20 protein-coding genes are annotated in these 24,192 nt (G+C 53.7%); 7 read left to right on the top strand and 13 right to left on the bottom strand.

What is annotated here, in order from left to right:
• Positions 1-79 precede the first annotated feature (79 nt).
• The 8 genes from EIZ48_RS24850 to pilM all read right to left on the bottom strand — a co-directional run bounded on the left by EIZ48_RS24850 (position 80) and on the right by pilM (position 8,082).
• Positions 80-1,660: an AAA family ATPase gene (locus EIZ48_RS24850; RefSeq protein ID WP_160657677.1), complete on the bottom strand. Its 1,581-nt coding sequence runs from the start codon at positions 1,658-1,660 to the stop codon at positions 80-82.
• Between the two features lie 14 nt (positions 1,661-1,674).
• Positions 1,675-2,754, bottom strand: coding sequence for a 3-dehydroquinate synthase (aroB, locus tag EIZ48_RS24845; protein WP_160657675.1), 1,080 nt, complete (start codon positions 2,752-2,754; stop codon positions 1,675-1,677).
• Positions 2,755-2,776: 22 nt separating this feature from the next.
• On the bottom strand, positions 2,777-3,295 hold the full coding sequence (gene aroK / locus EIZ48_RS24840) for a shikimate kinase AroK (RefSeq protein ID WP_075762958.1): 519 nt from the start codon (positions 3,293-3,295) through the stop codon (positions 2,777-2,779).
• Positions 3,296-3,624: 329 nt separating this feature from the next.
• Positions 3,625-5,340 carry a type IV pilus secretin PilQ gene (locus EIZ48_RS24835; protein WP_160657673.1) on the bottom strand — a complete coding sequence of 572 codons (1,716 nt, stop codon included), beginning with the start codon at positions 5,338-5,340 and terminating at the stop codon, positions 3,625-3,627.
• Between the two features lie 15 nt (positions 5,341-5,355).
• On the bottom strand, positions 5,356-5,877 hold the full coding sequence (locus EIZ48_RS24830) for a pilus assembly protein PilP (RefSeq protein WP_160657741.1): 522 nt from the start codon (positions 5,875-5,877) through the stop codon (positions 5,356-5,358).
• A gap of 20 nt (positions 5,878-5,897) precedes the next feature.
• Positions 5,898-6,482, bottom strand: a complete 585-nt coding sequence (locus EIZ48_RS24825; RefSeq protein ID WP_160657671.1) for a type 4a pilus biogenesis protein PilO — start codon at positions 6,480-6,482, stop codon at positions 5,898-5,900.
• Entirely contained in the window at positions 6,479-7,075 is a 597-nt protein-coding gene (locus EIZ48_RS24820; RefSeq protein WP_160657669.1) for a PilN domain-containing protein, read from the bottom strand. The genes EIZ48_RS24825 and EIZ48_RS24820 overlap by 4 nt, the downstream gene beginning before the upstream one ends.
• Complete coding sequence (gene pilM / locus EIZ48_RS24815) at positions 7,072-8,082, bottom strand: type IV pilus biogenesis protein PilM (RefSeq protein ID WP_160657667.1); 1,011 nt, start codon at positions 8,080-8,082, stop codon at positions 7,072-7,074. The genes EIZ48_RS24820 and pilM overlap by 4 nt, the downstream gene beginning before the upstream one ends.
• 145 nt (positions 8,083-8,227) lie before the next feature.
• Between pilM and EIZ48_RS24810 the strand changes: the two genes are divergently transcribed.
• Positions 8,228-10,774, top strand: a complete 2,547-nt coding sequence (locus EIZ48_RS24810; protein ID WP_160657665.1) for a PBP1A family penicillin-binding protein — start codon at positions 8,228-8,230, stop codon at positions 10,772-10,774.
• A gap of 69 nt (positions 10,775-10,843) precedes the next feature.
• Here the strand turns inward: EIZ48_RS24810 and oxyR are convergent, their stop codons facing one another.
• A complete protein-coding gene (gene oxyR / locus EIZ48_RS24805; protein ID WP_160657663.1) occupies positions 10,844-11,746 on the bottom strand; it encodes a DNA-binding transcriptional regulator OxyR in 903 nt (300 codons plus the stop codon).
• Between the two features lie 170 nt (positions 11,747-11,916).
• Between oxyR and EIZ48_RS24800 the strand changes: the two genes are divergently transcribed.
• The 3 genes from EIZ48_RS24800 (at position 11,917) to EIZ48_RS24790 (ending at position 14,606) form a co-directional block, all read left to right on the top strand.
• Positions 11,917-12,645, top strand: coding sequence for a glutathione peroxidase (locus EIZ48_RS24800; protein WP_160657661.1), 729 nt, complete (start codon positions 11,917-11,919; stop codon positions 12,643-12,645).
• Between the two features lie 92 nt (positions 12,646-12,737).
• Entirely contained in the window at positions 12,738-14,189 is a 1,452-nt protein-coding gene (locus tag EIZ48_RS24795) for a dihydrolipoyl dehydrogenase (protein ID WP_160657658.1), read from the top strand.
• Between the two features lie 105 nt (positions 14,190-14,294).
• Positions 14,295-14,606 carry a DUF3624 domain-containing protein gene (locus tag EIZ48_RS24790; RefSeq protein ID WP_240153090.1) on the top strand — a complete coding sequence of 104 codons (312 nt, stop codon included), beginning with the start codon at positions 14,295-14,297 and terminating at the stop codon, positions 14,604-14,606.
• 65 nt (positions 14,607-14,671) lie between these two features.
• Here the strand turns inward: EIZ48_RS24790 and argH are convergent, their stop codons facing one another.
• The 4 genes from argH to argC all read right to left on the bottom strand — a co-directional run bounded on the left by argH (position 14,672) and on the right by argC (position 19,708).
• Positions 14,672-16,549, bottom strand: a complete 1,878-nt coding sequence (argH, locus tag EIZ48_RS24785) for an argininosuccinate lyase (protein WP_075762967.1) — start codon at positions 16,547-16,549, stop codon at positions 14,672-14,674.
• 46 nt (positions 16,550-16,595) lie between these two features.
• A complete protein-coding gene (locus EIZ48_RS24780; RefSeq protein WP_160657655.1) occupies positions 16,596-17,810 on the bottom strand; it encodes an argininosuccinate synthase in 1,215 nt (404 codons plus the stop codon).
• A gap of 93 nt (positions 17,811-17,903) precedes the next feature.
• A complete protein-coding gene (argB, locus tag EIZ48_RS24775) occupies positions 17,904-18,683 on the bottom strand; it encodes an acetylglutamate kinase (RefSeq protein WP_075762969.1) in 780 nt (259 codons plus the stop codon).
• A gap of 11 nt (positions 18,684-18,694) precedes the next feature.
• Complete coding sequence (argC, locus tag EIZ48_RS24770; protein WP_160657653.1) at positions 18,695-19,708, bottom strand: N-acetyl-gamma-glutamyl-phosphate reductase; 1,014 nt, start codon at positions 19,706-19,708, stop codon at positions 18,695-18,697.
• A gap of 618 nt (positions 19,709-20,326) precedes the next feature.
• On the opposite strand from argC, the gene ppc reads away from it, so the two are divergent.
• The 3 genes from ppc (at position 20,327) to EIZ48_RS24755 (ending at position 23,990) form a co-directional block, all read left to right on the top strand.
• Positions 20,327-22,957 (top strand): phosphoenolpyruvate carboxylase, encoded by a 2,631-nt coding sequence (gene ppc, locus EIZ48_RS24765; RefSeq protein ID WP_160657651.1) that lies wholly within the window; start codon positions 20,327-20,329, stop codon positions 22,955-22,957.
• Between the two features lie 284 nt (positions 22,958-23,241).
• Complete coding sequence (locus tag EIZ48_RS24760; RefSeq protein WP_160657648.1) at positions 23,242-23,400, top strand: hypothetical protein; 159 nt, start codon at positions 23,242-23,244, stop codon at positions 23,398-23,400.
• A gap of 20 nt (positions 23,401-23,420) precedes the next feature.
• Positions 23,421-23,990 carry a PadR family transcriptional regulator gene (locus EIZ48_RS24755; RefSeq protein WP_075762972.1) on the top strand — a complete coding sequence of 190 codons (570 nt, stop codon included), beginning with the start codon at positions 23,421-23,423 and terminating at the stop codon, positions 23,988-23,990.
• Positions 23,991-24,192 lie beyond the last annotated feature (202 nt).

The following is a 24,192-nucleotide window of genomic DNA, read 5'->3' as shown; positions in this document are numbered from 1 at the left end:
TTACGAAAGGTGGCGGATTGTACCTCATTTCACCCCGAGTCTGATACCAATTCACGTAATTATCTGCTTGCCGCTGCGATTATTTCACCCGCTCGATTTCACGATGGATCTGTGCGTAGGATTTCACCCATGGCTGAACAACTTGCAGCCTCTCCGGCAACTGTGTTTCCGCCCTGCGGGCAGCAACGATATTCGGGTAGTCACCACTGATCACAATAAACCACGGCTCGCCATTGCGGCGAGTCTCATAGATGGTCGCAATATTGGCGATTTGGTACTCAGCAATAAATTTATTGGCTGCTGCCAATGACTTGAGAGCGGCCAGCTGCAGCGCATAGTGGCGCTTGTCCACCCCTTTCAGCGCAGCCCCAAGATTGGTACTCCCCTCTTCCGCTTGCTCTGCGGGGGCTACTGAGACAGGCTCTGGCAAAGCATCGGATCCGGGCTCGCTTTCCGAGGCTGGCTCACCCGCCACCGATGCGATCTCCCGATTTGTCTGCTCTGTGGTATCTGCAGGCTGAATGGCTTCGCTCACAGCCTCTTCAATAGCTGGCTGATCAGCAACCGCCATGGCTCCACTGCCCCCCAGCTCCTGCTCGGTGATCATCGCATCCACGACATCTGACGGCAGGACAACCCGCTGGTTATCATCACTGCGGCCAACAGTCAGCCCCTCCAGAGAGATCTCCTGAGGCAGGCGATGAGAATCATCATTGATGGTATCGGTAACATCTCGCGATAGCGCTGTTTCGCCGGATATTGGCTCTGGCAGCGATTCGCTCAGCTCTTCTTCTACCTGTCCGGTTGACAGGGTCAGTGCCTGGCGAGCCTCGTCAGCCGGTTCCGGACTTTCAGTCTGTGCAGCAACCGGCGCGGAATCATCTGCCGGAAAAAAGACGAACGCCAGTCCGGCAGCTGCAACAACGAGTAAAACAGCCAGCAATGTCATTGGCGATAAGGTACGTGATCGAGAACTGGCCATATTTGTCTGCTCCGTTTGTTCTAGTTGCATCAGTGCCCCGGGAACGGGCGATGACGCTGCCGCTTTATCCCTCAGCGCGCGCCTACCGTGGGCATCCAACCTATCTGTGGCGAATATCACTTCGACAAAGGTTTGCACTTCTTGTTCACTGAAATCAACAATTTCCAACTCAAGCGGCGCCGCCCCCTGACCATGGGAAACCTGGCTCAGGTATTTGTCCAGCCGCCCCGACTGGCTAAAGAGCAACACGTTGATTTGCCAGCCAGGCATGTTCTGCGCCTGTTGTACCAAGGCCCATAGCTCAGCAATGAGCGTCGCACTGAGCAAGTGCGCATCATCAATAACCAGCAGCAAATTGGCAGGACCACTTCCGAGCATGCGCTCGACACTTTCCTGCAGCGGATCCTGATCGTTGAAAACCGGCTGGGCAACAAGCTGCTTCAGTATGATAGAGCGGTGCTGGCTGTCGGACTGTGCCCGGTGGCAAAGCAATAGCGTCTGGTTGCTACCCTGCGCCCATTGTTCCAGGTAACGCTGTGCCAGCCATGTTTTACCGGCGCCTTCGCGGCCAGTTATCTGAATAAGATTAGAACTAAAGCGGGTTAAAAACTGTATACGGGAAAGGAGTTGGACCTGGGTATCCAGATCCAACGCTGCGACTGAGGTGTCACGAGTCATGGTTGTTCACAACTTCAAGAATTAATCACACGACGCAAGATATCGTGGGGCACATCAGCCACGACCTCGGCACTGCCGATAGATGTCGGCAGAACCAATCTTAGCTGACCTGACAAGACTTTTTTATCCCGCATCATATGCTTCATATAACAATCAAAATCCATCGATGCCGGGGCTTTGACCGGTAGGTTAGCCCGCTCGAGCAAACGGGTAATTCGCTGGACATCATCTGACGACAATAGACCATGCAGATGGGCAGTCTGTGCGGCCTGTACTGTGCCTGCCGACACCGCTTCGCCGTGCAGCCAGTTGCCATATCCCATTTCAGCCTCAATAGCATGGCCAAAGGTATGCCCCAGATTAAGCAATGCACGTACGCCTGACTCTTTTTCGTCGGCAGCAACAACATCCGCCTTGATCTGGCAGCAGCGACCGATCGCATAGCTGAGCGCATCATTATCCAATGCCTGCAGCTTCTCGAGGTTTTGCTCCAGCCAGATGAAGAATTCGCTGTCAGCGATAATACCGTACTTGATCACTTCTGCCATCCCGGCAGCAAACTCGCGCTCAGGCAAGGTTTTCAGGCAGTGGTTATCAATCACAACGGCCTTAGGCTGGTAAAAGGCTCCAACCATGTTTTTACCCAGAGGATGGTTTACCGCTGTTTTACCGCCGACAGATGAGTCCACCTGTGACAACAGGGTGGTCGGTACCTGGATAAAATCAACACCACGCTGGTAGCTGGCAGCCGCAAATCCCACTACATCACCAATAACGCCGCCCCCGAGGGCAACAATCACCACATCACGACCGTAATTGCCTTCCAGCAAAAATGTCATGATTTGGTTGAAGGTCTCCAGGGTTTTGTATTGTTCCCCGTCAGGTAGCGAAAGCAGAGCGACATCGCACTGGAGCTGACGGATGGTCGCCATCACTGTATCGGCATACAGCGGCGACACCGTTTCATTGCTGACCACGACAACACGTCGACCGGCACTGATGGCAGAGGAAAACAACGCCGGGTCAGTAAATAACTCGGCGCCGATTGAGATTGGGTAGCTTCTGTCACCTAAGTTGACGTTGATCCGTTCCATGGTCAGCTTCTCTTACTATTGATTAACGCTCTTCAAGCATTTTGATGATTTGGTTTGCAACTACCTTGGCGCTCTGATCGTCAGTGCGAACTACATAGTCTGCAACCTCTTCATACAAAGGGTTACGCTCTTCTGCCAGAGCTTCAAGTACTTCGCGTGGCGTATCTGTCTGTAGCAGAGGACGCTTTTTGTCACGCTGAGTACGGGCGAGTTGTTTTTCTATGGTAGTTTCAAGATAAACCACGATACCGCGAGCAGAAAGGCGGTTGCGGTTCTCTTTACTTTTAACGGAACCACCACCTGTCGCAAGGACGATCCCTTGCTCTTGGGTCAGGTCATTGATCACGTTCTCTTCGCGAACACGGAAACCGTCTTCACCTTCCACATCGAATACCCAGCTGATATCGGCTCCAGTACGATCTTCAATGACAGAATCAGAGTCAAAGAATTCCATATGTAGCTGCTGTGCAAGATGTCTACCAATAGTGCTTTTGCCGGCACCCATTGGGCCGACCAGGAAAATATTTCGTTTTTCAGCCATTTTTAGCAATTTTACGCGCGGTTAATAAAACGACACCGCCCGCAGGCTATCGATAAATAAGCCCGAGGCGCCAACTTCCTCACATTTAATTCGTGATAAGACCGAAAATTATCTCAGGACTCGCTATCATTTGGCAATAGCTAGTGTGCCTCATTACCAATTTAATTACCCTTGAGACACGCATCGGCATGGGGATCTTGCGGAATAATCGCCTTGTAGAGGCCAAAGCCATCAATAAACACAATAAGTTAGCTTTTCATCATGGTGCTGCGCACATCTAGACAATCACGCCGTCAACCCTACCTGCACAGTCCATGACTCCCGTGTACTCACTGCATCACTATCTTCGGGGTCACGAAGATCAGCAACTCTCGCTTGGCCAGCTTGTTCAGTTTGTGGCGGAACAAGGCACCAAGTATCGGCAAATCCCCCAATACGGGGACTTTTCTGATCGAGTTATTGGTTTGGTGCTGATAAATCCCTCCCAGCACCACCGTCTCGCCATTATTCACCAGCACCTGGGTGCCGATTCGCTGGGTATCAATGGCTACCGCCTCGCTGGTACCGGTACTCACGACATCTCCCGGTTTGTCCTGGGTCACCACTAAATCCAGCACCAGTTTGTCATCCGGGGTGATCTGCGGCGTCACCATCAAGCTCAGCACCGCCTTCTTGAAGCCAACAGATACCGCCCCGCTCGATGAGGCCTCCAGGTAGGGGATCTCTGTCCCCTGCTCGATATAGGCCATCTGCTTGTTGGTAGTGACAAGCCGCGGGCTGGAAATGATTTCCAGCTTATTTTCCGACTGCAGGGCGGAGAGTTCGAGATCCAGCAGGATATCGCCCATTTTGGCAACCTGGAAGGCAATACTGGAAGCCCCGGCCTGAGTGGCGGCCAAGTTGACGTTAAGGAAGTCTTCCACTGTCGCCTCTTCTTCCAGCAGCCCGACAGAGTTGAGGTTACTCTCAATCGACCCGCCGACCGTCTTGCTGCCGCTGCTACTCAGTACCCCCCAGCGGACCCCGATTTCATCAATATCCCCTTCATTGACTGAGACGATCCTGGCCTCGATATGAACCTGCTTGACCGGAATATCCAGCGCGGCAATGATATTCTTGATGGTATCGATACGCTCACCAAGATCATTGACAATCAATGAGTTGGTACGGTCATCGACATGCAGGGAACCCCGGTTTGAGAGCATGCTACTGCCCCCGTCCCCGCCCTGAAGCAACTCGGCAAGATCCGTGGCCTTGGCAAAATTGACCTGAATGATTTCCGAGCGCAATGAAGCCAGTTCCTGCTCCTTGCGCCTGGCCTCGAGGATCTGCTGCTCGCTCTGGGTCAGCTCCTGCTTCGGAGCGATCAATACCACCGAGCCCTGCACCCGCTTGTCCAGCCCTTTGGCCTGGAGAATAATTTCCAGCACCTGGGGCCAGGGCACATCATCCAAACGCAGGGTCACACTGCCCTGCACGGAGTCTGAGACCACGAGGTTGAAATCGTTATACTCCGCAATCAGCTGAAGCACGTTACGAACGGGAATATCCTGAAAATTAATTGAAATAGGCTTACCACTGTAGCTCACGTCACGGCTCTGCCCCGCCTTGGCCGGCTCAGGCCGGCCGGCAACAAACACCGTTAACAGTGTGCCTTTCAAGTCATAGTCGTAGACAAAGTCGGCAGTTGTGTTGAGCACCAGCCGGGCCCCCTTTTCGGTCCGCAGCGTCTCGACCGACTCGACAACCGTGGCGAAATCGGCAACATCGAGCAAGTACACCATCTCGTCACTGAGTGTCGTCCCCACCATTTCAATGTAAAGCTGCCTGCCGGACTTGCGCATATCAACCAGCGACTGGGGCTTGGCCAGCTTGACACTGAGTACCCCCCGGTTTTGCTTGTCCCGCCTGAAATCTATATCGGCTATCTGGTTATCCACCACCGTCACGGCAGTCACAGGAAAAGCCATCGAGACCAGACACAGCCACAAAGGCAGCCAATATCTGGCCCACGCACCAGTGGATACTGGAAAACTCCGTTTCATCTTTTTTTCTTCCTTCTATACGGCAGAACCTGCGGAAGCGAGTGGCAATGTGGTCAGCCTTTTCAACCAGCACCCCATACCGTCAGGTAATACTTCTTCAATCTCAACACTGCTCGGGCTAACCTGTCGAACCTTGCCGAAATTGAGACCCAGGTAGTGCCCGTCCCGGACTTTTTCCAACTTGCCGTCTGGCCTGGCAATGATCGCCCAGAGTACACGCTTGTCACCAATAACCCCTTTCATCCTGAGCTGGGCCAAAGGTATGCCCTCCAAAGCGCTGCGTGTACGCATCATATCCGGCTGCCAGCAAGACATATCTCTCTCCTGTCCGACGGTCTTCAGTTCCGGGCGAGGGCGAACAAAGGGGATTCGGTTGCTCGCCATAACAAACTCGTCAGCCACGAAAACATACTGTTCCTGCAGGGGTTCTATCTGCACCAGGGCCTGGTTATGGGCCTGTTCGATAAACTGCTGAACAGAATCTTCATTGGCCCGGCAGCCAACCACCAGCCAGCATATGAAGACTAGCAATGACATCCTTTTCAAACTGGCCACCTCTATTTCGGCGCTTTAAAACGATAGGTACTGGCAGACACCTTCAGCGACAGGGTTTCCTGATTCTGGTGCTGCCGGAGAAAAGCCAAATCGAAGTCATTCAGGGTCACAATACGTGATAGCCTGGCAACCGACTCCGCAAACTGACCGATGTTTACGTAGCGGCCAGTCAGGGCAATATTGATGGGAAGTTCGTAATACAGAGGGTGTTCACGCCTGGGGCCCCATTCGATACGTTGAAACTCGAGGCCGTTGCGGACCCCGATGTCATTCACGCCAGACAGCAGGCTTGCCAATTCTTCCTCCTCGGGCAATTGCTCTACGACATACTGATAGCGCTCTTCCAGCGCTTGAATCTGATCTCTTACCTTGGGCAGGGCCGCCACTTGGCTGGCCCGCTTTCCAACCTGCTGGCGAAGCTCCCGTTCTGTATGCTTGAGCCGGACCAGCTCCTCATGCAACGGTGTCAGCCAATACCAGTAGCCAGCCGTGCCCATTGCCAATGCCAGAAACAACGCCACGGCACATTGCGGTATCAACGGCCACTCGGTTATTTCATCCAGATCTAAATCCTGCCAGTCACTCACTGCCGTTTTCCTTGTTGACTATGGGTCTTCCCGGATGCCGACTCCGGATGCATTGCCAGGGTAAACGAGGCCTTAAACCGGGTCTGGTCCTGTGCCTGGTCACCTTTCGTTGCCACAATCGAGTGCATGGCCACATCCTCCAGCCAGGGGGACTGCTCGGCATTGGATAACAGTATTGCCAGGCGACCGGTAGAGTCACCGATCCCATTGACGGCGATCCGGTTGGACGACAGTGACACACTGTCGAGATAGACTCCCTGCGGGACAATACCAGGCAATATACTCAGCAGGTGCGTGATTTGATTACGCTCCTGCTGAATGTCCCCTATCACCCCAAGCCGCTTGTTAAGTGCAGCACGCTGCCTGTCGAGGCCGGGTAAAAATGCAAGCTGGCGCTCGAGCGTTGATATTTCCTGCTGCAGCAATTGGTTCCGTGCCTGCTGGTGCGCCTGCTGCTGCTCAATGTAGCTCGCCAGCAGCCATTGCACGGCAGCAACTGCCAGCATAACGCCCACCAGGATGGTAAAAAAACGTTGCTTATGCTGCTTTCGCTTTTCCTCCCGCCACGGCAACAAATTCAAGCGTGCAATCATTGACTGGCACCCCTTATAGCCAGCCCGGCCGCAACCGCATACTGGCCGTAATAGCTATTGCTGGCGATCTGCCCCAGCTTTTTGCTGCAGGGAAAATAACGAAAAGGGTTGATCCAGCTGGCCTCGACACCCAGCAGCCGGGCCAGTAGTTCTTCCAGCACAACATGCTGCCCCCCGCCACACAGCCAGATCCCTTTTAGCACCGAGCGCGGGTGTGTCGAATTATAAAGCTGAAACTGCCGCTTGAGGTGATCTGCCAGCTGTTTGGTAAAGACTTCAGCCTGTTCGAGTTCGGGGGCAAAGCCCCCCGGCTCTTCACTGCCGCCAGCCATATTCCCGCTCACCAGCGAGGTACCGAAAGCCATTTCGCGGTGGTAGGCCGCACCGCCAGGTGGCTTGATGCTAAATTCAGTACAGTGCATACCGATATCCACAATACCCCACAACTCCTGCATCGCGGCGCGTTCGGCTATATACTCGCCCAGCCACAATAGAGCGTGTGTCTGGAGTTCGACCACCCCGGGATGCAGGCCCGCCTTTTTTAATGCCTTGATCCGGCTGTCTATGGTGTCCTTTCGCGCAGCAAACACCTGAAACGGTACGGTCGTTGCCGTTTCAACAAAGGCGTCCGATGACAGCGGAAAAAAATCCAAACTGAGCTCTTCAACCGGAAAGGGGGAAGAGGCACTGAGCGCCTGGGTCACTGCAAATTCCGCTTCCTCGTCACTCAGGTTCGTATCAAGCTGGATCACCTTGCTAATGACCGCGCTGTCCGGCAGGGCAATGACCACTTTTCTGGCGTTAAACGGCAGACTCTTTTTTAATTTACGTATTGCTGACAACAAGGCTGACGTATTCACGCTATGCTGGTCGTTAATAACCGAAGAAGGCAAGGTAATTTCTGCAAAGGCAGAGAGTTCCAGTTGCTCTTTTTTTGGGTTCAAGACGACCGCTTTAACGCTATGATGGCCGATATCAATGCCAATTATTGGTGGGTTCCGAAACATACCGTGCTATGCTCCCTGTTAATGGAAAAGCAATATATTTTTCTAACAAACACCAACCTATGGCGTTAATTTTATTTAAGTTATCTTTATACTATTGGTTGAAATAGATTGAACGGTCGAATGATGGTGTAACAGGAATTCTCAAGTGAAGTTCATAAAGCGATTACTTATCCTTGCAATGATTTGCACAATTCTTGGAGTCGGTACTATCTTTGGTTTTTACCTTTATGTAAAACCAGAGCTCCCGGATGTTGCAACTCTAAAAAATGTTGAATTACAGACACCTATGCAGGTATTCAGTGCAGACGGAAAACTGATCTCCCAGTTCGGGGAGAAACGCCGCATTCCTCTGGCACTTGACGATATTCCGCCGCAAATGATCAATGCGGTCATCGCGACCGAAGACAGCCGTTACTACGACCATCCCGGTATTGACCCGATTGGTATCGCCCGTGCCGCCTTTGTCGTGGCCACCTCGGGCTCGGCCAAACAGGGGGCAAGTACGATTACCCAGCAGTTGGCCCGAAACTTCTTTCTCTCCAACGAAAAGAAGATAATGCGAAAAATCAAAGAGATTTTTATCGCTATCCATATCGAGCAACTGCTGAGCAAGGAAGAGATCCTCGAGCTTTACCTCAATAAAATTTACCTCGGCTACCGTTCCTACGGTGTCGGTGCAGCGGCGCAGGTATATTTTGGTAAAGAGGTCAGCCAGCTGACCCTGAGTGAAATTGCCATTATCGCCGGCCTGCCGAAAGCCCCGTCGACCATGAACCCGATCTACTCGATGGATCGCGCCACCACACGTCGTAACGTCGTCCTGGGTCGTATGTTTGCCGAAGGCTACATCACCCAGGCTGAACTTGATCAGGCCCGATCCGAGCCAATTCTCGCCCGTTATCACGGTGCAGAAATTGAACTCAATGCACCGTATTTTGCCGAACGCGCCCGCGCCTGGATGGTTGAGCGCTACGGTGAAGATGCCTATACCTCCGGCATGCGTATCTACACCACGGTTGATCCCAAGCTACAGCGTGCAGCCCAGACGGCAGCAGTCAACAACCTGCTGAGCTATGACCAGCGCCATGGTTTCAGAGGCGCTGTCGCCACGTTGTGGAAACCCGAACAGACAGCCTGGACGACCGACAAAGTCATCGAGCACCTGAACAAACAGCCGAGCTATGGCGAGCTCCAGGCCGCCGTCGTTATGGCCACCAGCGGCAAGAGCGCCCAGGTTCTGACCAATGACGGCGAGCAGCACACCATTGAGTGGAGCGGCATGAAATGGGCCCGTAAGTTTATGACCGACACCCGCCAGGGACCTGCGCCGAAAACCGCGGCAGATATTCTGGCGGCTGGTCAGCAAATCTGGGTACAGCAAAAAGACCAGCAGTGGGTACTGAGCCAGGTGCCGGATGCCAATACAGCCTTTGTCGCGGTTTCCCCGCAAAACGGCGCAGTCAAAGCCATGGTCGGCGGCTTCAACTTTGTCCACAGCAAATTTAACCGTGCCACCCAGTCCATCCGTCAGGTCGGCTCCAGCATCAAACCGTTCATTTACTCGGCGGCGCTGGAAAAAGGCATGACACTGGCAACCCTGGTCAATGACGCACCAATCAACCGCTGGGACAAGAGCATGGGCACGGCATGGCGTCCTAAAAACTCGCCACCAACCTATAACGGCCCGACACGCCTGCGCCTTGGACTGGCACAGTCGAAAAACGTGATGGCCGTGCGGGTACTGCAAAATGTCGGGCTGGACGATACCATCAGCTACCTCACCCGCTTCGGCTTCAAGCGCGAAGATCTGCCGCGGGCAGAAGCCATTGCCCTGGGCGCAGGCAGCCTGACACCGCTAGAAATGGCCCAGGGTTTCTCTGTCTTTGCCAACGGCGGCTATTATGTCGAGCCTTACTTCATCGAGCGCGTTGAAGATCCTTACGGCAATCTGGTCTATCAGGCCAACCCGAATATTGTCTGCAACAACGACTGTCAGCGGGAACAGCAGCAGGCCGGCAATAACATCGCAGCCAGCCGGGCGGTACTGAATGACATTGCTATCAGCGAGCAGGAACTGGGCGATACCGGCAGTGCCATAGAAAGCGACCAGCAGCAGACGCGCTATGCGCCACAGGTTATTTCCGAACAAAATGCCTTCCTCGTTCGCGAGATGCTGGAGAGCAATATCTGGGGTGGCGGCGACTGGCGTCACGGCAGCGGCTGGAACGGCACCGGCTGGCGCGGTCAGGTACTCAAGCGCCGTGATGTCGGCGGTAAAACCGGTACCACCAATGGCTCGAAAGATGCGTGGTACTCAGGTTTCGGCCCGAATATTGTCGCGACGTCCTGGGTCGGCTTTGATGATCACAGCCGTGAGCTGGGTAAAGCCGCCTGGAACAACAATCTGGACAAGAAACAGATTTCCGGCGGTGAAGCCGGGGCCAAAACAGCCCAGCCGGCTTGGGTAACCTTTATGGAAACCGCCCTGGAAGATGTGCCGGTTCAGCGCAAGCAGCTACCGTCCGATATCGTCAAGGTCCGGATTGACCGCGATACCGGCAAGCTCAGCAACCGTAATGATTACACCTCGATGTTCGAGTACTTCGAGAAAGGAACAGAGCCGACCGAGCAGGTGGGCGAAGGATCCTCTGACGGTATTTTTGAATCAGACAGTTCTGACGAGCTATTCTGATCCAACGCCAAGTTCACGTCGAAAAAAGAGCGCCGATTGGCGCTCTTTTTATATCTGGCGACATAGCCCTTAATCAACACTGAAACGGGCCGCAATATGCTGGTTGATCAGCTCGGCGATTTTCTCATAGCGCCCCCGCAGCGGTGAGCCCGGTCGGTATGCCAGAGTGATCAATCGGGTCGGTACCGGATCGCAGGCTTTTACATAGCTCACCCCGTCACGACTCTGCTCTTTGGGCGTTGCCAGTTTAGGCAGCAGTGTGATCCCGCTTCCCGCAGCAACCATATTGCGCAACGTCTCAAGACTGGTCGCCTTGAAGCTGCCATCCTCATGGGCACCGGCGGCAAAGCAAAAGCCCATCGCCTGATCCCGCAAACAGTGGCCGTCCCCCAGCATCAGCAAGGTTTCGCCGTTTAACTGGGCCATATCCAGCGTTTCCTTCTTGGCCCAAGGGTGCTCCTCAGGGACCGCCAGAACCATAGGTTCATTGTAGAGCGGCAGCTCAATGAAATGCTCGGTCTCTTTGACGGCGGCCAGAATAATACAGTCCAGCTTGCCCTCTTCCAGCTGTCGGACCAACTGGTGGGTCTGCGCCTCATGGAGGAACAACTCGAGTTGCGGAAACGAGGCCTTGAGCTGCGGGATAATATGCGGCAGCAAATACGGACCGACGGTAGGAATAAACCCGACATGCAGCGGCCCGGCCATACTTTCCCCCTGCTGGCTGGCCAGCTCCGTCAGCACCTTGACCTCCAGCAGCACTTTTTGCGCCTGCGAGACTAGGCTCAGACCGGCATCGGTAAACAGCACCCGGCGGCTGGTTCGCTCCAGCAGGGATACACCGAGCTCGTCTTCCAGCTTGCGGATCTGGCCGCTCAGGGTGGGCTGGCTGACAAAACAGGCCTCGGCCGCTTTTCTGAAATGCTTATGCTCAGACAACGCTACCAGATACTCAAGATCTCGAATGTTCATGACTAGATATCTTTTAATAGAAATTAACTATCAAAACCATAGCAGCAAACGATTAGAGCTATCAAGTCAAAATCGACATAATCATCACATCAAAACGGAGCAGCGAAGAGTAAGCTCCGGTTGAGACATTAAAACCATCTATACGCATTTGAATTATTGAGGAAAATATTATGTTCGCATCAAAAGAAGGCCAGCCAGTCCCACAGGTTACTTTCCACACCCGCCAGGACGACCAGTGGGTTGACCTAAGCACCAACGAGCTTTTTGCCGACAAGACAGTGGTGGTCTTTAGCCTGCCAGGCGCCTTCACTCCAACGTGTTCTTCTAGCCACCTGCCGCGCTACAACGAACTGGCATCCGTTTTTGCCGAGCACGGTGTCGACGACATCCTGTGTGTGTCAGTCAACGATACCTTTGTGATGAACGCCTGGAAGGCCGATCAGGAAGCAGAAAACATCACCTTCATCCCGGATGGCAACGGCGAGTTCTCAAAAGGTATGGGTATGCTGGTCGACAAGGAGGAACTGGGTTTCGGTCCTCGCTCTTGGCGCTACAGCATGCTGGTGAAGAACGGCGTGGTAGTAAAAATGTTCATCGAAAACGAAGAGCCGGGCGACCCGTTCAAAGTCTCTGATGCCGACACCATGTTGCAGTACGTGGCTCCCGAGCACAAGCTGCAAGAGTCAATCACGGTATTTACCAAGCCTGGCTGTCCGTTCTGTGCCAAGGCGAAGCAGAACCTTATCGACAAGGGACTGCAGTATGAAGAAGTTATCCTGGGCAAGGATGCAACCACTGTCAGCCTGCGCGCCGTATCCGGTCGCAGCACCGTGCCTCAGGTATTTATCGGTGGCAAGCACATCGGCGGCAGCGAAGAACTAGAAGCATTCCTGGGCTAAATCGGCCAAGCAGCAATAACAAGGTGGGGCGGAATGCCCCACCGTTACGAATAAAGCCGAAAACTGGCAAGATTTGAGTGGAGAGAGCAAAAATGAAAACCCTGAATGTTGATGTTGCAGTCATCGGTGGTGGTACCGCAGGCCTGGGCGCATACCGCGCAGCCAAGGCCCATACCGATAGCGTAGTAATGATTGAAGGCGGTCCTTACGGCACAACCTGTGCCCGCGTTGGTTGCATGCCATCAAAACTGCTGATTGCTGCGGCAGAAAGCGTTCACCAGATCGAAAAAGCACCGGCATTTGGTGTCCATCCGCAAGGCGAAATCGTCATTAACGGCCGTGAAGTCATGGACCGTGTCAAGCGCGAGCGTGACCGCTTTGTCGGTTTTGTTCTGGAAGGGGTTGACGAAATCCCGTCACAAGACAAGATTTCCGGCTATGCCAAGTTCATCGACAATAACACCCTGACCGTCGACGACCACACCCAAATCACCGCCAAGCGTATTGTGATTGCAACGGGCTCCCGCCCTGCCTACCCGGCAGTATGGAACGAGCTGGGTGATCACCTGATCATCAATGATGATGTGTTCAACTGGGACGATCTGCCAAGTTCGGTTGCGGTATTCGGCCCCGGCGTTATCGGCCTAGAACTGGGCCAGGCTCTGAAACGCCTCGGTGTAGAGGTTGTCATGTTTGGACTTGGTGGCCAGGTGGGTCCACTCACCGACCCTGCGGTTATGGCCTATGCCGATAAGGCCTTCAACGAAGAGTTCTACCTCGATGCCGATGTCAGGATCGAGAGCATGAAACGTATTGGTGATGCTGTCGAGATCCAGTATCTGGACAAAGACGGCGAGTTCAAAGTGATCACTGTCGACTATGTCCTGGCTGCCACTGGCCGCCGCCCGAATGTCGACAAGCTGGCGATAGAGAATACTTCGCTGGAACTGGATGAACGCGGTGTACCGGTTGCCGATCACTTTACCCTGCAAACGTCGGCCGAGAATATTTTCATCGCCGGAGATGCCAGCAACCAGCTTCCGCTGCTGCACGAGGCGGCTGACCAGGGGCGTATTGCCGGTGACAACGCCGGCCGCTTCCCGGATATCCGCGCCGGGTTGCGCCGCTCGAAAATCTCGGCAGTCTTCTCTGATCCGCAAATTGCGATGGTCGGTGAAACCTACAAGGAAATTACTACACGTCTTGGTAACTGTGGCTGCTTCGAAACCGGTGAGGTGTCGTTTGAAAATCAGGGCCGTTCCCGTGTCATGCTACGCAACAAAGGGGTGCTGCATGTCTACGGCGAACACGGTACCGGCCGTTTCCTGGGGGCCGAAATGATGGGTCCGAATGCCGAGCACCTGGCGCACCTGCTGGCTTGGGCGCACCAAAACAAGATGACCGTGGCAGAAATGCTCGAGATGCCGTTCTATCACCCGGTAATCGAAGAAGGGGTTCGCACCGCACTGCGTGATCTCAATGCCAAACTGCACCTTGGCCCGGAAATGATCAAGCACTGTCTGGATTGCGGCCCGGGTTGTTAATCAGCAGCTCAGTAATCTAACCCGGCACAATAGTGGGTCTTGGCCCCAAAAAACTATCAACTCTCCTGCACTACCGATCCGCCCTCCATCCGGAGGGCTTTTTTCATGTACAATCCTACTTCCTGTCAAAACAATTCGGATGACATCATGGGTTGTCGTAGCTGCCAAGCGGCACAAGTATTCAGACAAAAGCTCGGGCGATGCCGCCAATGTATGGTTCAGCTGTCAGTACTGAGCGTGATCAGTTGGGGCGTCTGGTATTACTTCTACCTACCCACCCCTACCGTTGTAGAATCCATTACCCTTCTTTTTGCCGCCACTGCCTTCAGCCTGCTGCTGATTGCCCACTGGGTAGTCGCCTTCATGTTGTGGCTGAAAAAGACCAACAAGAGCGCGCGCCAGCAACAATCGCCATAAAAAAATCCGGCCTGCAGGATAACGCCTGCGACCGGATTTTTTACATTCGAATAACGAGCTAGCCGTTACGCGACATTTACTGTCGGAATCGCCTGCTCCTGATCCAGACGCACTTCCAGCGCGACTTCGTCACAGGCATGCTGACGTGGGCAACGGTCACAGTCTTTCATCACTTTTTCCGGCAACAGCGACTTGGATGTCGGGATAAAGCCTTGCTTCATAAAGAATTCAGGTACACGCGTCAAGACAAAGACCTTCTTGATCGCCATCTGACCAGCTTTCTCAATCAAATGCTCGACAATCGCCTTGCCCTGGCCCTGCTGCTGCCAGCCGGCCTCGACACCCAATGAGCGAATTTCTGCCAATCCGGAGTCGTAGACATACAGCGATGCACATCCCGTCACGGTTCCGTGGTGTTCGGCCACGGCAAACGAGCCGATATCACGCACCAGTTCATTGCGCATCCGTGGCAGGTTCTCACCCAGCCCAGCCCAGTAGACGACCATACCTTCAATGGCATCAAGGTCGGTCAGACGTGCTCCCCGTACCTTCACACCCGGCGAGTAGCGCTTCTCGAGACGCTTCTCGGCCTGGCCAATCGCATAGTCCACCTGATTAGGCGCCACCCCGCCAAGGGCACAACGCTTGTCCAGACACGAATCAATCGTCAGGATTGGATACACATCCTCGTCTATCACCTCGGAGAAGGCTTTCATTTCGGTTAGTGACAGCTCTTCCAGTGCGCAGCCCTTGTCGATAGCGGCCACCACGGCCACCCCGACGATATGGTGGGCTTCACGGAACGGGATACCTTTGGCAACCAGGTAATCAGCCAGCTCGGTGGCATTCGAGTAGCCCTGCATCGCAGCTTCCAAGGTACGATCCTTGTTGACCTTGATGCCGTCAAAGCACAGCGCGGCCATTTCCATACAGTCATGCCAGCTATCAAGGGCATCAAACAAGCCCTCCTTGTCTTCCTGCATGTCTTTGTTGTAGGCCAGCGGCAATGCCTTCACCGTCATCATCATGCCGGCCATCGAGCCGTATACCCGGCCGCACTTGCCCCGGATCAGCTCCAGTGCATCCGGATTTTTCTTCTGCGGCATCAGGGACGAGCCCGACGTCACGGTATCGGCCAGTTCGATAAAGTTCGACTCGCCGGAGTTGTAGAAAATCAAGTCTTCTGCCATCCGCGACAGGTGCAGCATCGAAATGGAGGCCGTCGACAACAGCTCCATCACGTGGTCGCGATCCGATACCGAGTCAAGGCTGTTGCGGGTTGCCCGGTGGAAGCCCAGGCTATGGGCCAGCTCCTCACGGTCAATCGGATAGGCCGTACCGGCCAGCGCGCCCGATCCCAACGGACAGGTATCAAGACGATTAAGCGCATCGTGAAGCCGCGAATGATCACGCTCGAACATCTCCACATAGGCCAGACACCAGTGGGCAAACGTCACCGGCTGGGCACGCTGCAAATGGGTATAGCCCGGCAGTACCGTCCCCTGGTGGTCCCGGGCGACCGAGACCAGCTGGTTCTGCAGCTTATCCAGCATCAGCAGTAGCTGCTGGCCCTGCTGACGACACCACAGCTTCAGATCCGTCGCGACCTGATCGTTACGCGAACGACCGGTGTGCAGCTTCTTGCCCAGATCCCCCACCTTGCTGATCAGCTGCTGCTCGACCCAGCTGTGAATATCCTCGGCATCAGAACGCAGAATTTGCTCCGGATCTTCCATCACCGCCAGCTTGAGCTCGTTCAGTGCCAGCTCCAGCCGCTGCTGCTCTTCGTCCGTCAGGACGTTCACCTGACGCAGTGCCTTTGACCATGCAATAGAACCAACGATGTCTTGCTCCGCCAAACGGTAATCAAAACGTAGTGAATCGTTGAACTGCTTGAACCGTGTGTCAGCTGCCTGACTAAAACGTCCGCCCCATAGTGCCATGGTACTTCTCCTATGCTTCGCTACTCGACTTGCTCATTGCTTTGAATTATTTATTTTTCTTTTGTTCGTTTAACGCACGAATACGGCTGGCCAGCGAGTACAGGCGGATAAAGCCTTCGGCATGACTGTGGTCATAAACCTCATCTTCACCAAAGGTGGCAAATTCTTCCGAGTACAGGCTGTTTAGCGAGCGCTTCTGAACAACTGTAGCTTGCCCCTTATAGAGTTTCACCACAACTTCACCGCTCACATCCTGAGCAAGCTCATCGGCAGCTGCCAGCAGTGATTTGCAAAGCGGGGTAAACCAACGACCGTCATAGATAAGGTGCGAGGCTTTCAGGCCGATAGACTCACGGAACTCGAATGACTCCTTGTCAAGAACCAGCTGCTCAACCGCACGCAGTGCCTCATTCATGATGGTGCCACCCGGAGTTTCATAGCAACCACGGGATTTCATACCCACCAGACGGTTCTCGACGATATCGATACGGCCGACACCATGCTCGGCACCTTTTTCGTTGAGGTAGGTCAGGACGTTGAGTGGTGACATCACTTCGCCGTCAACCGCAACGATTTCGCCTTTATCAATCAAGATTGATACCGTTTCTGGTGTTTCTGGTGCATCTTCAGGATCTTTGGTCCAGACCCAGCACAGCTCGTTAGGCTGGTTCCAGGTATCTTCCAGTACTCCGCCCTCGGTCGAAATATGCCAGGCGTTGGCATCACGCGAATAGATTTTTTCCAGTGATGCCGTACACGGGATATCACGCTCGGCCAGATAGTCCAGCAGGGCCTCACGGCTACGCAGATCCCACTCACGCCAAGGCGCAATCACTGTCAGCTGTGGTGCCAGCGCCGCATAGGCACTTTCGAAACGTACCTGATCATTACCTTTACCGGTACAGCCGTGGCAGACAGCATCTGCGCCGACTTCCAGCGCACATTCAACCTGTGCCTTGGCGATGATCGGACGTGCCATCGAGGTACCCAGCAGGTACTTGCCTTCGTAGATAGCACCAGTCTTAAGGCTCGGGTAGATATAGTCGGCAACCATCTCGTCCTTAAGGTCGGCAATAAAGCAAGAGGATGCTCCCGAAGCCAGTGCCTTCTCTTCAATCCCTTCCAGCTCTGCCTCACCCTGGCCGACATCAGCCACAAACGCCACCACCTCACAGTCATAGTTTTCTTTCAGCCATGGAATAATCGCTGATGTGTCCAGACCGCCGGAATAGGCCAATACTACTTTAGTTACCTTGCTCATAATGCTCTCCTGCTTGCCTGCTCGACGGTCATACCGCTCAGGCGTTCTAATATAATGGGTGTTCTAATCAAATAAATTCTGTTTTCGTCCGGCTTACACCGAGAACTTGGTGCCGATGCTCTGGCCATCGAACAAGGCTTCCAGCTTGTCCGGGTAACGCCAGGTCGCCACTTCAATCGGCCGCCCCAGTGCTTTCGCAGCCTCGAAGGCAGCCCGTACCTTGACGACCATGCCGTCGGTGATCACGGCCTGGGTGATCAGCGCCTCGGCTTCGTTTTCAGTCAGGCTGGCAATCAGCCGCCCTTTGCCATCCAGCACGCCGCTGACATCCGACAGCAGAACCAGTTCAGCATCCAGCGCCGCCGCCACCGCAACCGCCGCCTGATCGGCATTGACGTTCATCAGCTCGCCATCACCATCAAGGCCAATCGAGCTGACAATCGGCAAATAGCCAGAGGCCATAATCAGCTTGACCAGTTCGCTATTGCCCGGTGCAGCCTTGCCAACCGAACCCAGCTCCGGGTCCAGCTCAGTGATCTGGCACAGGCCGCCATCGGCAAGGCTCAGACCCACAGCTGCTACGCCTGATTTAATCGCCTGCCCCTGCAAAACTTTGTTGGCCGTACCGGCCAGCGCGCCAGCAATGAAGGGAATATGCTCTTTCGGCGTCACCCGCAGACCTTCTTTCTTTACGGTCTCGTGCTGCAGTTTTTCCATCAGGTCGTCAACCAGATAACCGCCGCCGTGAACCAGTAATAGTGGTCGCTGGGCTTTTTCCTGGTAATGGCTGATCGCACCGAACAGTTTTTCCAGCGTGTCCGTGCATGACAGCACGGCACCACCTAACTTAATTACCAAAGGAACCTGACTCATGGTGCTACCTCCTAAACCAACGCCGTTAATTGCGGGAATTCATTTCGAATATTTATGCACTGCATCGCTTGGGATGAGGCACCTTTCAATAAATTATCAATCGCCGATGTTAAAATTATGTGTTGGCCCTGTACCTTCCAACCAATATCGCAAAAGCAAGTGTTAACAACATTTTGAATACTTGCCGTTTGCTCGCCCAGCAACCTGACAGCATGCTGGCCATCCTGGGTCTGATAGGCTTGCTGCATGGCCTCGGCCACTTTCCCGGCATCAACACCCGGGGCCAGCCTGGCCGTAATCGTTGCCAGGATCCCGCGCTTAAAGTTGCCGAGATGAGGGGTAAAAATCACATCGCAACCAAGGTGCGCCGCAATCTCCGGCTGGTGACGATGACCGAAGACGCCATAGGCCTGCAGGCTAACCTCGCAGAAGCTGTTGACCATAGTGGCTTTGCGGCCTGCGCCAGAAACACCGCTCACCGCGTTGATAACAGGCCACTGGTCTTTATCAATAAGGTTAGCCTCCAGAAGCGGTTTCAGTGCCAACTGCGATGCCGTTGGGTAGCAGCCCGGAACGGCCACAAGCTGCGCCTGCTTAATCGCCTGGCTATTCCACTCGGCCAGGCCATAAACCGCCTTCTCCAGCCACTGCTGGTGCTGATGTTCGAAACCGTAGTACTGGGTATAGAAGTCATCGCCTTGCACCCGAAACGCGCCAGACAAATCAAACACCTGACAGCCTTTGGAGAGAAAAATCGTTGCCAGGTCGTGGCTAACCTCGTGGGCTGTGGCCAGCAGAACGATATCTGCCTTGGCGGCAACCGCATCAGGGTCAGTCAAAGGCTGAAGCGGCAGGTCGACAATGCCTTTGAGCTGTCCGTGCAGGTCGCTAAGTGGCTTGTTGGCATCGAGGCTGTTGGCCGATACGAACAGGCCCGCCAGATTCAGTTGTGGATGGGTATGCACCATTTTCGCCAGCTCTGCGCCGGTATAACCGCTGGCACCGATAATGAAGGTGTTCAACATATGAAATTCCGTTTTTAATGCGTTAAGTAGTTAATACTTGGTGTTTGAAACTATGCTGCAGATACAGCGGATGAAGGGGTGCACGAGCGCACCAGGCGGTGAGACTTAGCGTCGTCGGAGGGAATTCAGATTGTGAATAGTCGCCTGGTTCATGTTAATAACTTCCTACATTCAGCATCTTTAGCTATTCTTTGCGCTGACACTTTGCGTCGATATTGGCATCAATAAACAGCTAAATTTTTATTCATCTTGATTGCATTTATATGTTTACCGATTAATCCTTGGCCTGTCAACAGCAGGAATAAAAAAAATGTTAATTAGAATTGTCAGATCTAATACCCGCTAGGCGACGAAAGTTATAGCACTATGCGCAGAGAGCACACTAAACGGCGCAGATAGCACACTAAACGGCGCAGATAGCACACTAAATGCGTGTCTTATGACCCATTTTTACGAAAATTTGTTACATACTGGATTTCATATCATGACAAATATCAATCTAGCTTCAATTTATGGCGCCTAAATGTAATCAAAGTTGACCTGAAAGTGGGATCACGGATAGATTGTCACTAACGCAATTGCGATTTGGATGTAACAAAATTACGAGATGGATGCGATATGAACGAAAAGTACAGCGCGTTAAGAAGTAACGTCAGTATGCTCGGCCACCTGCTGGGTAATACCATTAAAGATGCGCATGGCGAGCCATTGCTAGATAAAGTGGAAGCCATACGTAAGTTATCTAAATCTGCCCGCGCAGGAAATCAGGATGATCGTGAAAAACTGATCGATGAGTTGCAAAACCTGCCTGATGACGAACTACTACCGGTAGCTCGTGCCTTTAGCCAGTTCCTAAACCTAACCAATATTGCCGAGCAGTATCACACGGTATCCCGCCACTGCGAAGAACATATCTGCAGCCCGGACTCTATCGATACCCTGTTTGGCAAACTCAGCAACAGTGATATCAGCCAGTTTGATTCTATTCAGGCGGTACGTGATCTGAACATCGAACTGGTACTGACGGCGCACCCTACCGAGATTGCCCGCCGTACCATGATCCACAAGCTGGTGCAGATCAACAAATGCCTCTCCAAGCTGGAGCTGAGCGAGCTGTCTCCAAGCGAGCGCCAGCGTGTCGAACAGCGCCTCGAGCAGCTGATCGCCCAGGCGTGGCACTCTGATGTGATCCGCCAGCAGCGCCCGACCCCGCTTGACGAGGCCAAATGGGGCTTTGCCGTTGTCGAGAACTCCCTGTGGCAGGCCGTGCCGGAATTCCTGCGCCAGTTCGACGAGAAACTAACAACCCACCTTGGCGAAGGCCTGCCGATTGATGCCTCGCCGGTGAAATTCTCCTCCTGGATGGGGGGTGACCGTGACGGCAACCCGTTTGTGACCTCGTCGGTCACCCGCGAAGTCATGCTGCTGTCTCGCTGGAAAGCCGCCGATCTGTACCTGAGCGATATCCAGGAGCTGGTCAGCGAGCTGTCGATGGTCAAATGCAACGACCAGGTACGCGAGCTAGCCGGTGACGAGCACGAACCTTACCGTGCCATCCTCAAGGATCTGCGTGCCAAGCTCACCAATACCCGTGATGTGCTCGACGCCCAGATTAAAGGCCTGAGCGTGCCTAACTTCGGCATTATCGATCATGTCGACCAGCTATGGGATCCGCTCTATGCCTGTTACCAGTCACTCCACGAGTGCGGCATGGGTATCATTGCCGACGGCCTGCTGCTGGATGTGCTGCGCCGCATCAAGAGTTTCGGCGTCCACCTGGTACGTCTGGATATTCGCCAGGAAAGTACCCGCCACTCAGATGTCATTTCCGAGCTGACCCGTCACCTGGGCCTCGGCGACTACGATCAGTGGAGTGAGCAGGACAAAGTCGCCTTCCTGGTGCGCGAGCTGGCCTCAAAACGTCCGCTCCTGCCTCGTGACTGGCAGCCTTCGCCTGATGTTCAGGAGGTAATCGAAACCTGTAAGGCGATTGCTGAGCAGCCACGTGAAGCCCTGGGCGCCTACGTGATCTCCATGGCTCGTACCGCTTCTGACGTTCTGGCTGTCCACCTGCTACTGAAAGAAGCAGGCTGTCCGTTCAGAATGGATGTCTGTCCGCTGTTCGAAACACTGGAAGATCTCAACAATGCCGAATCGGTCATCAAGCAGCTACTGAGTATCGACTGGTACCGTGGCTTTATCCAGAATTTCCAGATGGTCATGATCGGCTACTCCGACTCGGCCAAAGATGCCGGTGTAATGGCAGCTGGCTGGGCCCAGTACCGCGCGATGGAAGCCCTGGTTGATGTCTGTGAAGAGGCCGGTGTCGAACTGACCCTGTTCCACGGCCGTGGTGGTTCTATCGGCCGTGGTGGTGCGCCTGCACACGCTGCACTGCTGTCGCAGCCGCCACGCAGCCTGAAAGGCGGCCTGCGCGTTACCGAACAAGGTGAGATGATCCGATTCAAGCTCGGCCTGCCGGAAGTTGCCGTCAACAGCCTGAGCCTGTATACCAGTGCGATTCTGGAAGCCAACCTGCTACCGCCACCAGCGCCGAAACAAGACTGGCGTGAGCTGATGGACGTGCTGTCCGAAGTCTCCTGCGAAGCCTACCGCAACGTGGTACGCGGCAACGAAGAGTTTGTCCCGTACTTCCGCGCGGCCACACCGGAGCTGGAACTGGGCAAACTGCCGCTGGGCTCGCGTCCGGCCAAGCGTAACCCGAAAGGCGGCGTAGAGAGCCTGCGTGCCATTCCGTGGATTTTCGCCTGGAGCCAGAACCGTCTGCTACTGCCAGCCTGGCTGGGCGCCGGTGAGGCGATTCAGTTCTCGATTGATAAGGGTCATGCCCAGCAGCTGGAAGATATGTGCCGCGAGTGGCCATTCTTCTCGACCCGCCTTGGTATGCTGGAAATGGTATTCACCAAAACCAACATCGGGATTGCCGAGTACTATGATCAGCGCCTGACCGACAAGTCGCTATGGCCGATGGGTCAGAAACTGCGCGATCAGCTGCAGGAAGACATCAAGGCCGTGCTGAATGTCGAGAACAGTGCCCACCTGATGGAACAGGATCCATGGGGTGCAGAGGCCATCCGCCTGCGTAACATCTATGTTGAGCCGCTGAATATGCTCCAGGCCGAGCTGCTGTACCGTACCCGTCAGCAAGATGAGCCATCACCGATGCTGGAAGAGGCCTTGATGGTAACCATCGCCGGTATCGCGACAGGCATGCGCAACACAGGCTAATCTGATTACCTGAACATCTAAACGCTACTTTAAGGCCTCCCGCGTGGAGGCCTTTGTTTTACTGATCTCACCAACCCCCAATCCTTCGCCTCAGCCAGATCAGGCCCGATATGCCATTTATACCTTTTACACACTTTTTTTATTACAGTGACTCAATAATGAGACGTAATGTAACTAGTCGCATAGTCTAAAGTAATCACATGCACTGTGAACATGGATGAATCACAATATATTGCAGTGCATCGGAAACCTTAAGATATAGACAAACATCACAAGATGAACAATTGGACGCTGCCCAAAATGGTTATTATCACTTTCTGGTGTCGATAAAGATCACATTGATGTGTATGCTACGTGATCTCGATCAGGCACTGCAACAAGACGATTATAACAAACGCCAAAGAGCGAAGGGTAACGTCGGTCTGATTGTTTTTTATTTGTAGTATTTTAACGGATAGAAGAGATGTCACTACCACACGTAATTTTGACCGTGCTGAGCAATCGCGACGCAACCGGTTACGATATAACAAAAGAATTTTCCCACAGCATCGGCTACTTCTGGAAGGCAAGCCACCAGCAGGTTTACCGAGAGCTAAACAAAATGGCAACCAACGATCAGGTTACCTGCAAACTGGAACCGCAGGAAGGCAAGCCGGATCGTAAAGTATACTCCATCACTGATCTGGGCCGTCAGGCACTGTTTGAGTGGTTCCAGGAGCCTGCTCGCAACCCAACCATCCGCGATGAGTTCTCTGCCAAGCTACTGGTTTGTGGCGTGCACAATTCTGTGCCGATGCAACAGCAGCTGGAAGGGCTGATTGAAGAGTCTCACACGCTGATGAACCACTACCACGAACTGGAGAAAGTCCATTTCGGCGACTACAAGAACATGGACCGTCAGGCACGCCTTGATCGTCTAACGCTTCGCCGTGGGATCCACAACCGTCAGGCGTGGATTGACTGGGCTGAAGAAGTACTGGTTGAGCTGAAGGACATGGACAGTGCAGACAGCAAGGTAGCCCTTAACGGCTAACTTGGCACCCTTATCCCATTATCGAAAAAAGCCGCTAATAAAGCGGCTTTTTTAAGGTTCTTCGCAGATTAGCGGGAACTGAAAACAAAAACGGTAGTAAGTGATATGGTTTAGTCGCCAAACAAAAACCTACACAAACTACCGTTTTCATGTCGAATAATACTTTCCTATCTTCCTTCTGGGAAGGCTTTCAGATTATAAA

The sequence above is a fragment of the Photobacterium alginatilyticum genome, from assembly GCF_009910675.1.
In the GTDB taxonomy this organism is placed as follows: domain Bacteria; phylum Pseudomonadota; class Gammaproteobacteria; order Enterobacterales; family Vibrionaceae; genus Photobacterium; species Photobacterium alginatilyticum.
The sequence above is the reverse complement of the archived record's forward strand: the minus strand, read 5'-3'. Positions and strand labels throughout refer to the sequence as shown.